This window comes from Exiguobacterium abrahamii, assembly GCF_015645365.1.
Taxonomy (GTDB): domain Bacteria; phylum Bacillota; class Bacilli; order Exiguobacteriales; family Exiguobacteriaceae; genus Exiguobacterium_A; species Exiguobacterium_A abrahamii.
The window spans coordinates 586317-598236 of record NZ_JADOYC010000001.1; the positions used below are offsets into that span (position 1 = coordinate 586317).

The 11920-nt window shown below is 46.5% G+C and carries 10 protein-coding genes; 9 read left to right on the forward strand and 1 reads right to left on the reverse strand.

Annotated elements, in window-relative coordinates; genetic code table 11:
- Positions 1–45 precede the first annotated feature (45 nt).
- From pfkA to ITJ88_RS02925, 7 genes are all read left to right on the forward strand, one after another.
- A complete protein-coding gene (gene pfkA / locus ITJ88_RS02895; protein WP_195864617.1) occupies positions 46–1014 on the forward strand; it encodes a 6-phosphofructokinase in 969 nt (322 codons plus the stop codon).
- Between the two features lie 65 nt (positions 1015–1079).
- Complete coding sequence (gene pyk / locus ITJ88_RS02900; protein WP_058264723.1) at positions 1080–2828, forward strand: pyruvate kinase; 1749 nt, start codon at positions 1080–1082, stop codon at positions 2826–2828.
- A gap of 60 nt (positions 2829–2888) precedes the next feature.
- Entirely contained in the window at positions 2889–3359 is a 471-nt protein-coding gene (locus ITJ88_RS02905) for a DUF441 domain-containing protein (RefSeq protein WP_023469036.1), read from the forward strand.
- A 217-nt stretch (positions 3360–3576) separates the two neighbouring features.
- Positions 3577–4689, forward strand: coding sequence for a citrate synthase (gene citZ / locus ITJ88_RS02910; protein WP_023469035.1), 1113 nt, complete (start codon positions 3577–3579; stop codon positions 4687–4689).
- 71 nt (positions 4690–4760) lie between these two features.
- Positions 4761–6035 (forward strand): NADP-dependent isocitrate dehydrogenase, encoded by a 1275-nt coding sequence (gene icd, locus ITJ88_RS02915; protein ID WP_058703891.1) that lies wholly within the window; start codon positions 4761–4763, stop codon positions 6033–6035.
- 22 nt (positions 6036–6057) lie between these two features.
- The gene (gene mdh, locus ITJ88_RS02920) at positions 6058–6996 is read left to right on the forward strand and encodes a malate dehydrogenase (protein WP_195864618.1); all 939 of its coding nucleotides are present in this window, start codon (positions 6058–6060) and stop codon (positions 6994–6996) included.
- Between the two features lie 456 nt (positions 6997–7452).
- Positions 7453–8592 carry a zinc-dependent alcohol dehydrogenase gene (locus ITJ88_RS02925; protein ID WP_035396552.1) on the forward strand — a complete coding sequence of 380 codons (1140 nt, stop codon included), beginning with the start codon at positions 7453–7455 and terminating at the stop codon, positions 8590–8592.
- Between the two features lie 59 nt (positions 8593–8651).
- On the opposite strand, the gene ITJ88_RS02930 is transcribed toward ITJ88_RS02925, so the two are convergent.
- Complete coding sequence (locus ITJ88_RS02930; RefSeq protein ID WP_035406299.1) at positions 8652–9077, reverse strand: divergent PAP2 family protein; 426 nt, start codon at positions 9075–9077, stop codon at positions 8652–8654.
- A gap of 211 nt (positions 9078–9288) precedes the next feature.
- Between ITJ88_RS02930 and ITJ88_RS02935 the strand changes: the two genes are divergently transcribed.
- Together ITJ88_RS02935 and pnpS are read left to right on the forward strand one after the other, a co-directional pair.
- Complete coding sequence (locus ITJ88_RS02935; RefSeq protein WP_370567751.1) at positions 9289–10008, forward strand: response regulator; 720 nt, start codon at positions 9289–9291, stop codon at positions 10006–10008.
- Positions 10005–11738 carry a two-component system histidine kinase PnpS gene (pnpS, locus tag ITJ88_RS02940; protein ID WP_195864619.1) on the forward strand — a complete coding sequence of 578 codons (1734 nt, stop codon included), beginning with the start codon at positions 10005–10007 and terminating at the stop codon, positions 11736–11738. Before ITJ88_RS02935 ends, pnpS begins: the two co-directional genes overlap by 4 nt.
- The last annotated feature ends 182 nt before the right edge of the window (positions 11739–11920 follow it).

The following is an 11920-nucleotide window of genomic DNA, read 5'->3' on the forward strand; positions in this document are numbered from 1 at the left end:
AACAACGTGCTATTTTAGATTCAGATTAATGGAGAGGTGATTAACGTGAGTTTAAAACGGATTGCTGTCTTAACGAGTGGCGGCGATGCACCAGGTATGAATGCCGCGGTGCGTGCTGTCACGCGTAAAGCGATTTTTCATGGCTTAGAAGTATTTGGTGTTTATAACGGCTATCAAGGATTAATCAACGGGGACATCGTCCAGTTGAACCTTGGATCAGTTGGTGACATCATTCAACGAGGCGGAACGTTCCTACGTTCAGCACGTTGCCCTGAGTTCCGTACAGAAGAAGGACGAGCAAAAGCGGTCGTCAATCTTAAGAAATTTGAAATTGATGCACTCGTCGTCGTAGGTGGAGACGGGTCGTATCGTGGTGCCCAAAAATTGACGGGACTTGGTTTCCCGACAATTGGACTTCCAGGTACGATCGATAACGATATCCCTGGAACGGACTATACGATCGGTTTTGATACAGCGCTCAACACGGCGCTTGAAGCGATCGATAAAATCCGTGATACGGCATCGTCGCATGAGCGGACGTATGTCATTGAAGTCATGGGACGCGATGCGGGTGATATCGCATTATATGCAGGACTTGCTGGTGGAGCAGAATCGATTCTTGTTCCCGAGCGTCCTGAAGATCTAACAGAAGTCCTCGATCGCATTCAAAGTGGTGTCAATCGTGGTAAGAAACACTCAATCGTTATCGTCGCTGAAGGCGCAGGTCGTGCTCAGGACGTTGGGGACGCTATCGCAAAAGAAACAGGTCTCGATACACGCGTCACGGTTCTTGGTCACGTTCAACGTGGGGGAGCACCAACGGCAGCGGACCGTGTACTTGCAAGTCGGATGGGGGCACATGCCGTCGAAATCCTACTTCAAGGAAAACAAGGACGTGTCGTAGGCGTGCGTGGTGGTAAGATGATCGATCTCGATATCGATGAGGCACTCGACGAAAATAAACATGAGCTGGACCTTGAAATCCTCGAGCTTTCAAAACAGCTTTCGATTTAACGAACGTCGATAGGATTGAAATGGGCAAGAGAACTTGGCCAAACACCGTAGGAGGTTTATGGAATATGCGTAGAACTAAAATTGTATGTACGATTGGACCGGCGTCAGAAAAACGTCTTCCAGAAATGATTGAAGCAGGTATGAACGTCGCTCGTTTGAACTTCTCACACGGCGATTATGAAGAACACGGTGCACGTATCACGGATATCCGTCGTGCAGCGAAAGAAGCAAACAAAATCGTTACGATTCTTCTTGATACGAAAGGACCAGAAATCCGGACACATTCGTTTGAAGAAGGAAAAGCGCTTCTCGCACGTGGTCAAGAAGTCATCATCGTCAGCGGAGACGCAAACGAAATCGTCGGAACGAAAGATAAATTCTCTGTCACATATGAAGGACTCTATGATGACGTCGAAGTTGGTTCGATGATCATGCTTGATGACGGTCTCATCGGTCTTCGTGTCACTGAAAAACTTCCGAACCGTGAGCTTCGTTGTTCAATCGAAAACGAAGGCGTCATCAAGACGAAAAAAGGCGTTAACTTGCCAAACGTAAAGGTTAACCTTCCTGCTTTGACAGAAAAAGATATTGCGGATATCGAGTTCGGTATCAAGAGCGATATCGATTTGATCGCGGCATCTTTCGTACGCCGTGCGTCAGACGTCGTTGCGATTCGTCAATTGCTTGAGAAAAACAACGCGAGCCACATCAAAATCTTCCCGAAAATCGAGAACCAAGAAGGTGTCGATAACATCGAAGAAATTCTTGCGATTTCGGACGGTTTGATGGTAGCGCGTGGTGACCTCGGTATCGAGATCCCAACGGAAGAAGTCACGCCAACTCAAAAAGACTTGATCAAGCTTTGTAACGACTTCGGTAAACCAGTCATTACAGCAACACAAATGCTTGATTCGATGCAACGTTTCCCACGTCCTACACGTGCTGAAGCATCAGACGTCGCGAACGCGATTCTTGATGGTACGGATGCAATCATGCTTTCAGGTGAGACAGCAGCAGGGGACTACCCAATCGAATCTGTCCAAATGATGCACTCGATCGCAAAACGTACAGAAAAAATGCTCGACTACAAGCTCTTGTTGAAAGATCGTCAGACACGTAGTGAGCACACAGTAACGGATGCAATCGCTCAAGCGGTTACGCATACTGCGATCAACTTGGACGCAAAAGCAATCTTGACTCCGACACAATCGGGTTACACGGCTGCACGTATCTCGAAATACCGTCCAGAGCCAAACATCGTTGCGGTTACACCAAGCGCACGTGTCGCACGTCAGTTGAACATCGTATGGGGCGTGTACCCAATCGTTGTTGATCATCTTTCAGACAACACGGATGACATGTTGACACTTGCTGCGGACACAGCAAAAGACGCTGGTTTCGTCACAGATGGTGATCTCGTCGTCATCTCAGCAGGTATCCCTGCTTTGACTGCTGGTACAACGAATATGTTGAAAATCCACATCGTCGGTAAAGAGATCGCAAACGGTCGTGGGATCGGTGAGCGTGGAGTCGTTGGCGAAGTTGTCATCGCAAACAACGCTGAAGAAGCAAACGCGAAAGCGAAGCCAGGCATGATCCTCGTTACGAACTCTACTGATCGTGACATGATGCCTGCAATCGAGATGGCTGCAGCGATGATCACAGTTGATGGCGGATTGACAAGCCATGCTGGAATCGTTGGACCATCACTCGGTAAACCAGTCATCGTTGGTGTCGAAGATGCATTGACAGTCTTCAAAGACGGTCAAATGATCTCAATCGATCCATTGACAGGTAAACTATATAACGCATAATCCATTCATGACGGACGTGACTTAGGTCATGTCCGTCTTTTTTTTGTATGAGGAGGACGTATGGAAGCTTATCTTTTTTTGATTGCCCTCGTCTTCATCGGGGTCATTGCACAAAATAAATCATTAATCATCGCTGCAGCCTTCCTGCTGATCATCAAGGCAATCGGGCTGGATGGTAGATTGTTTCCTTCCTTGCAGGCAAAAGGGATCACGTGGGGCGTCACATTGATCACGGCAGCGATCCTCGTACCGATTGCAGCAGGGGATATCGGATTTAAGGAGTTGCTCCAAAGTATTCGGGGACATATCGGCATCATCTCATTTTTATCAGGAATTTTTGTTGCAATCGTCGCGGCACACGGTGTTGGACTGATGAAAGAAGATCCACTCGTGACGACAGCCTTGCTAGCTGGAACGATTCTTGCAGTCGGACTTTTCCGAGGGGTACCGGTCGGACCATTGATTGGTGCTGGAATCGCGGCGCTCGTCATCGGAATGTGGGATGTCATCGCAAAAGCGTTCACAGGATAAGCCGAATCAGCAAAGTTACTGAATTAATTTTTTGATAATAGTATGCAAGTTCATTCACTTTTTGGGTATTTTTGTTTATACTAAGAACAGAAACAAGATGGTCTATTCAAGAGTACAGCGCTACAAGCATGGGGAACGGCTCTTGAGTGGACGTCTTTTTTTCAATACGGAAATGAAAGCGTTTTAAATTTCTGGGGGAAAAAGGGGGATTATTGTCATGACGCAAACTAAAGGTTTAGAAGGAATCGTCGCGACTTCATCGAAAATCAGTTCGATCATCGATGGTCAATTGACGTATGGCGGTTATACGATTGATGATTTGGCGGAGCACGCCTCATTTGAGGAAGTCGTCTTCTTATTGTGGAACGACCGTCTACCAAAAGAAGAGGAATTGAAGCAACTATCGGAAGCACTCATTTCCGAAGCAACGGTTGCGACTGCCGTTCTTGAAACGATGAAGGCAGCACCGAAGTCGGCGAATGCGATGGCAACGATTCGAACAGCGCTCTCTCAACTCGCGCTTTACGATGAGACATCGGAAGATATGTCGACTGAGGCGAATTACGCTAAAGCCATCAAATTACAGGCACAAATCGCAACACTCGTCACAGCTTACGCCCGTATCAAAAAAGGACAAGAGCCGATTGCACCTAAAACAGGTCTTTCATACGCAGGAAACTTCTTGTTCATGTTGACGGGTGAAGAGCCAACGGAAGTTGCAGAAAAAGCCTTCAACCAAGCGCTCGTTCTTCATGCTGACCACGAGTTGAACGCTTCGACGTTCACAGCACGCGTGTGTGTCGCGACACTCTCTGACGTCTACTCAGGTGTGACGGCAGCGATGGGCGCATTAAAAGGACCACTTCACGGTGGCGCGAACGAAGCCGTCATGAAGATGTTGTTAGAAATTGATTCGGTTGAAAAGGTTGACGAGTATGTTCATAATAAACTTGAGAACAAGCAAAAAATCATGGGCTTCGGTCACCGTGTCTACAAGGACGGCGACCCACGTGCGAAGCATCTTCAAGAAATGAGTCGTCAGCTGACTGCTCAAATCGGGGAGCCGAAATGGTATGAGATGTCAGTTAAGATTGACGAAATCGTCCAATCGGAAAAAGGATTGAAACCAAATGTTGATTTCTATTCTGCTTCTACGTACCATGCACTTGGACTTGATACAGAGCTATTCACTCCAATCTTTGCAGTAAGTCGGATGTCAGGTTGGTTGGCGCACATTTTAGAGCAGTATAGCGATAACCGTCTGATTCGCCCGCGTGCAGACTACACGGGTGAAACGCACCGGACATACGTGTCCATTCAAGAACGTTAAAAGGACGGGGAGGAGTAATCCTCTCCTGATTTTTGATGTAGATTACAATTACTTAAGGGGGATTTTTAGACATGGCTACACTTCAAGGCGAAAACATCACAGTAACTAACGGTACACTTCAAGTTCCAAACGCTCCAATCATTCCGTTCATCATTGGTGACGGAACAGGACCTGATATCTGGAACGCAGCTGTACGTGTGTTTGATGCAGCAGTTGAAAAAGCATACAACGGTGAGAAGAAAATCGAATGGAAAGAAGTCTACGCTGGTGAAAAAGCATTCAACAAAACAGGCAACTGGTTACCAGAAGAGACACTCGATCTCATCCGTGAGCACATCATCGCAATCAAAGGACCACTTACGACACCAGTCGGCGGCGGAATCCGTTCGTTGAACGTTGCTCTACGTCAAGAACTTGATTTGTACACATGTCTTCGTCCAGTTCGTTACTTCACAGGTGTTCCTTCACCGGTTAAACGCCCAGAAGATACAGACATGGTCATCTTCCGTGAAAATACTGAAGACATCTACGCAGGAATCGAATACGCAGAAGGTAGCGAAGGCGCTGCAAAACTGCTTGAGTTCCTTCAAAACGAAATGGGTGTCAATAAAATCCGCTTCCCTGAGACATCTGGTCTTGGAATCAAACCGATTTCAAAAGAGGGAACAGAACGCCTCGTTCGTGCAGCAATCGAATACGCACTTGAGCACAAGCGCGCTTCATTGACGCTCGTTCACAAAGGAAACATCATGAAGTTCACTGAGGGAGCTTTCAAAAACTGGGGTTATGAGCTTGCTGAGCGTGAATACGCAGAGCACGTCTTCACTTGGAACCAGTACGATCGCATCAAAGAAGAAGAAGGAACAGACGCTGCGAACAAAGCACAAGCAGACGCAGAAGCTGCTGGTAAGTTGATCGTGAAAGACTCAATCGCTGATATCTTCTTACAACAAATTTTGACTCGTCCAAAAGAGTTCGATGTCGTTGCGACAATGAACTTGAACGGTGACTACATCTCGGATGCACTTGCTGCACAAGTCGGTGGTATCGGAATCGCACCTGGAGCAAACATCAACTACATGACAGGTCATGCGATCTTTGAAGCCACTCACGGTACAGCACCGAAATACGCTGGACTTGATAAAGTCAACCCATCGTCTGTCATCTTGTCAGGTGAAATGATGTTCCGTCACCTCGGCTGGAACGAAGCGGCAGATCTCATCATCAAATCGATGGAAACATCGATTGAATCGAAAGTCGTCACATACGACTTCGCACGTCTCATGGATGGTGCGACTGAAGTGAAGTGTTCTGAATTCGCGGACGAACTCATCAAAAACATGTAATCCGATCAGGAGGAATGAGTCGATGAACAGACGGAAGAAGATCGCAGTCATAGGAAGTGGCTTTACGGGCGCAACGACAGCACTCTATCTTGCTCAGCGAGAGCTAGGAGATGTCGTCCTCGTCGACCGACCTGAGCAAGAGAATCCGACGAAAGGAAAGGCGCTCGATATGCAAGAGGCAGCGCCGATCCTCGGGTTTGATGCTTCAGTAAAAGGGACATCGAACTATGCCGACATCAACGGTGCGGATATCGTCGTCATCACTGCCGGTATCGCTCGGAAGCCGGGTATGAGCCGCGAGGACCTCGTGAGTACGAATGCTGCCGTCATGACAGCTGTGACGAAGGAAATCGTTGCGCATGCACCGGAATCGATCATCATCGTTTTGACGAATCCTGTCGATGCGATGACGTATACGGTCTATCAAGCATCTGGTTTTCCGAAAGAGCGTATCATCGGTCAATCCGGTGTCCTCGACACAGCACGCTTCCGGACATTCTTAGCAGAGGAACTGAACGTTTCTGTAAAGGATGTATCGGGATTCGTACTCGGCGGACACGGGGATGACATGGTGCCGCTACTGCGCTATTCTCAGGCGGGAGGCATTCCAATCGAGAAACTGATATCCAAGGAGCGGTTAGATGCGATCGTTGACCGAACACGTAAAGGCGGCGGTGAAATCGTTCAGTTACTCGGAAACGGTTCCGCTTACTACGCACCGGCAGCAGCAATTGCTGAGATGGTCGAGGCGATCTTGAAGGACCAGCGACGTATTCTACCTGCCATTGCTTATCTCGAAGGCGAATATGGATATGACGATATGTATTTCGGTGTACCGGTCATTCTTGGCGGAAACGGTGTCGAGCATGTCTATGAACTCGAACTGACGACTGAGGAGCAAGAGGCTTTGAATCGCTCTGCATCTACAGTCCGCTCTGTACTCGACTTATTAAAATCTTGATTCTAAAAAAAGACGAACTTGTCACTTTCGACAAGCTCGTCTTTTTTCATCTCGTCATAATCGATGGGGAGAAGCATAGTGCGATAACTTGGCATACCAAGGGCAGACCAGTATAAGAAGAAATGTCAGCCAAGGAATCAAGTATCCGATTCGAAGGAAGTAACCTTGGTGTTCCATATGTAGGTGTTGTGAGTTTTGACAATGTGGACAGGGCAGTCCGTGAGCAGACCAGATTAAACGATAGATTGTTCGAGCAGACCAGGATTGACGACAAACGGTGCATCGTGCCACGTAAGTGCCTCCTTTCATTCATAGGTTTATTTTGTAAAGTGTGTTTTTCACAACATACGATACACATAGGCGAAAAGTTCCAATTTTAATAAACATGTAGAAAAGATGATTGTATTAGGGTAAGGACAAAGGTACGTCATTTTATTCCACTAAGGGGGATGCCACATGCGCGCCGTAACGTACCAAGGAGCAAAAGATGTTCAAGTCAAACAAGTCCAGGATCCATCGATTGATAAAAACGATGATATCATCGTTAAAATCACATCGACTGCAATTTGTGGATCAGATTTACACATCTATCAAGGAAATATGCCGGCTCACAAAGATTATGTCATTGGTCATGAACCGATGGGCATCGTTGAAGAGGTTGGACCAGGTGTGACGAAGGTCAAGCGTGGCGACCGCGTCGTGTTACCGTTTAATGTTGCTTGTGGTCACTGTTTCTTTTGTGAACATGATATGGAGAGTCAATGTGATAACTCGAACGGAAATCCCCATGTCGATACAGGTGGGTACTTCGGTTTTACAGAAGAGTTTGGTGGACATCCCGGTGGTCAGGCGGAATATTTAAAAGTTCCGTTCGGGAATTTCATGCCACTCGTGATTCCTGAATCATGCGAATTAGAAGATGAGGCATTATTGTTCTTATCTGACGTTTTACCTACGGCGTATTGGAGTGTCCTGCATGCGGGTGTGAAAAAAGGAGATACAGTCGTCGTACTCGGATCAGGACCAGTTGGACTAATGACACAAAAATTTGCATGGATGCAAGGAGCAAAGCGAGTCATTGCGGTGGATGATCAAGTGTATCGATTAAATCATGCTAAAGTCACGAATAAAGTCGAGACAGTAAATTTCTCGGATCACGCAGAAAGTGGTGCGTATATTAAAGAGCTGACACAAGGTGGAGCAGACGTCGTAATTGATTGCGTCGGTTTTGATGGGAAGATGTCTCCTGTAGAAAAAATTGAACAAAAGATTGGTCTGCAAGGTGGAACGTTGAGTGCCATTGACATTGCAAAGGACGCTGTCCGGAAATTTGGTACTGTGCAGTTGACAGGCGTCTACGCTAAAAAATATAATCAGTTTCCGCTTGGCGATTTCTTTACCCGAAATATTACGCTGAAAATGGGACAAGCACCAGTCGTTCATTTGATGCCGGAACTGTTCCAGAAAATCATCAATCAAGAATTTGATCCGACGGATATCGTGACACACCGAGTGGCACTTGATGATGCTGCTTCTGCCTATCAGACATTTAATGATCGGACAGATGGATGTATCAAGGTCGTCTTGAAACCATAAGCTATATCATACTCAAACAGCCCATCCGATTTTTGGATGGGCTGTTGTACATCATAGGATTAAAAGAAGAAGACGGGCCACAGAATACCGACGGCTAGTCCGAGTAACAGACCGACGAACACCTGAAACTCGGTATGACCGACGAGCTCATTCAGGAGAGGGGTCTCGTGTCGGATCCCTTTAAAATAATCATTGAGTAATTTTGCCTGAACACCGACTGCTTGTCTGACACCCGTTGCGTCATACATGATGATCGTGGCAAATATAGCAGCTAGTGCGAAGAGTGAGGACGAGAAGCCTTCCTGAAAACCGATGACAACGGCTAAGGCGACGACAGTCGAGCTATGTGAACTAGGCATACCACCGGAAGCAAACATGATTTCCAGGTCGAACTTACGTGTCCGTACCAAACTCGTGACAAGCTTCGCTGCTTGAGCGATGAACCATGCCGTGATGGCTGCAAAAAGGGGATGGTTCCATTCCATACATTCTACCTCCTACAATTAACGATATGTATTGTTTCCCCGTTTTATTAGCTTTTACACGAACGATCTAGTTGGATTCGGCATCTCCTTTAAAGATTATGTAAAGAAACAGCAGAAAGATTTGTGATTTTCCTGTGAAAGTCGGTAAGATGAAGACAGACGAAGCGGATTCCACGGAATTCCTCATTCGAAAGAACGAAACTTGAGGGGGATGCAAGGTTTGAAAGATAAAATTATCGTGGTAGATGATGAATTGTCGATTGCAACACTATTGAAGTTTAATCTAGAACAGGCTGGTTTCGTTGTCGAAACGGCACATGATGGGATGTCAGGCTTAAAATTAGCGGAAAAACAAGATGCCGCACTGATCGTACTGGATCTCATGTTGCCGGAACTCGATGGTCTGGAAGTATGTAAACGGCTACGCCAACAGAAAATCAATACGCCGATCTTGATGCTGACGGCAAAGGATGATGAATTCGATAAAGTTCTTGGTCTTGAACTCGGTGCGGACGATTATCTGACAAAACCCTTTAGCCCACGTGAAGTCGTCGCCCGTGTGAAAGCAATTTTACGACGAATGAGTCATCAGACAACACCTTCGGAAGAAGTGACGGATGGGACGATTCTGATTGGTGATGTCAAGATCGTTCCAGATAACTACGAAGCTTTCAAAGCAGAAGAGCGTCTTGAACTGACACCTAAAGAATTCGAATTGCTCGTATATCTTGCTAAAAATAAGGGACGTGTCCTGACACGAGATCAACTGTTATCCGCAATCTGGAACTATGATTTCGTCGGCGATACACGAATCGTGGATGTGCACATTAGTCATGTCCGTGAAAAAATCGAGCCGAATACGAAAAAACCGATTTATATCAAAACGATTCGTGGTCTCGGGTATAAGATGGAGGAGCCGAAACCGGAATGAGTAAGTATCGCAAGCGATTCATCTTCAAAATGTTTTCGTTCATCAGTCTCGTGCTGATTGCACTCGGTTTCTTACTTGGACAATCCTTCAAAGAGTTCTATGTCCAAAATGAAAAAGAAAAATTGATGGATGAGACTTCTCTTGTCGAGACGATCTTACAAGGACGCGATATTTCGGAGATGGCCCAGTACGTGAATCAGTTGTACGCTGAATCGAACTTCGACATGATTTTATTCAATGGTCGGGGTGAGATCATTGCCGGTACACCGGTTGATGTGACGAAACTAAAAGTCGCGACCCTCAATTTTTCAGCGATTCCTGATGAGGGGACGTTTGAATCGAAAACAGATGACAGTGTCGTCCAATTCACGAAGCCTGTTCCGACAGCGGACGGTGGCGAGGTGTACGTCAGTTTCATTCGTTACGCAAAAGACTTAAACGTCATTTATTCACGGATTTGGACGGTCATCATCCTTTCTCTCGTTGCGTCGTTATTGGTTATATTCTTGACGATTTATCGGTCGACGAAACGATTCCTTCGACCGATCGCGGAGGCAACCGATGTCCTGCACGAACTGTCGCATGGAAATTACAAGTCACGCGTCTATGAGTTGTCGGCACCCGACGAATCACGCGATTTAGGGCGCTCCATCAATCTACTAGCGCGAAATCTCGAGAACGCATCGTCTGGTGAAGCGATGCAACGGGCACGTCTCGAATCCTTGATTGAATACATGGGAGCCGGTCTCATGTTGATTGATGAAAAAGGATACGTCCTGCTCGTCAACCGGACGTATCGGGAAATGTTCAATATTCATGAACCGTCTAGCGGGAAGCTGTACTATCGTGTATTGCCAAACGAAAAGATGAGCCAGGTGATTGAAGATGTTTATCTGACGGAAAAACCGAATCGAAAGCAGTCGAGTGTTCGATTCGGTATCAATAGTCGGACGTTCATGGTCAGTGCCGCTCCGATTTTCGATAAGAACGGTCGCGTGCAGGGAACGACCGTCGTCTTTAACGACATCACGGAAATCAAAAAGCTGGAACAGATGCGTAAAGACTTCGTCGCGAATGTCAGCCATGAATTAAAAACACCACTGACGTCCATCAAAGGGTTTGCGGAAACGTTACTTGATGGCGCGCAAGAGGTTCCGGAAATCCGTGAACAATTTTTACAAATCATTCATGACGAGTCGGAACGAATGCAGACATTAGTGGAAGACTTGCTTGAACTCTCTCGTCTGGAACAGGATAATTATCAGCTCGAGACCGCAATCGTTGATGTGACAAGTCTTGTTCGGGAAACGGCAGCACTCCTAGACCGACGAGCAACAGAAAAAGAGATGACGATTCATATCGAAACGGAAGAAGAAGTCTTCATTCGGGCAGATTTGAATCGATTAAAACAGGTCGTCGTCAACTTGGTAGCGAATGCGTTGAATTATACGCCAAATGGTGGCAACGTCTGGATTCAGCTCGAGGATGGAGAAGAGTCTGTCCAGCTCATCATCAAAGATGACGGAATTGGTATCCATCCGAAAGAAACCCAACGGATCTTCGAACGTTTCTATCGCGTCGATAAGGCACGAAGCCGTAATTCCGGGGGGACGGGTCTCGGACTAGCTATCGTCAAACACATCGTCGACCTTCATCATGGTGAAATCGAAGTCACTTCAGAAGAGCAGAAAGGAACGACATTTACGATTCGTTTACCAAAACATGGCTGAATTTCACAATGGATTCACATTTCCTTAATAGACGTATCTTATGATGAAAGTACCTTCTTCATCATCTGTATGGCGACTGGATCAGCTCCCATGTCGTCATGCCCTTGGCGATTGACTCCCTGCGAGTCAATCGTCTTTTTTTGGTCATTTTTAGCGAACAAATGTGTGTAGAGTGATACAAT

Coding starts and splice junctions, on each gene's coding strand:
- ITJ88_RS02930 (WP_035406299.1), bottom strand. CDS start 9,077: ATGGAATGGAACCATCCCCTTTTTGCAGCCATCACGGCATGGTTCATC.
- ITJ88_RS02905 (WP_023469036.1), top strand. CDS start 2,889: ATGGAAGCTTATCTTTTTTTGATTGCCCTCGTCTTCATCGGGGTCATT.
- ITJ88_RS02935 (WP_370567751.1), top strand. CDS start 9,289: ATGCAAGGTTTGAAAGATAAAATTATCGTGGTAGATGATGAATTGTCG.
- citZ (WP_023469035.1), top strand. CDS start 3,577: ATGACGCAAACTAAAGGTTTAGAAGGAATCGTCGCGACTTCATCGAAA.
- pnpS (WP_195864619.1), top strand. CDS start 10,005: ATGAGTAAGTATCGCAAGCGATTCATCTTCAAAATGTTTTCGTTCATC.
- icd (WP_058703891.1), top strand. CDS start 4,761: ATGGCTACACTTCAAGGCGAAAACATCACAGTAACTAACGGTACACTT.
- mdh (WP_195864618.1), top strand. CDS start 6,058: ATGAACAGACGGAAGAAGATCGCAGTCATAGGAAGTGGCTTTACGGGC.
- ITJ88_RS02925 (WP_035396552.1), top strand. CDS start 7,453: ATGCGCGCCGTAACGTACCAAGGAGCAAAAGATGTTCAAGTCAAACAA.
- pyk (WP_058264723.1), top strand. CDS start 1,080: ATGCGTAGAACTAAAATTGTATGTACGATTGGACCGGCGTCAGAAAAA.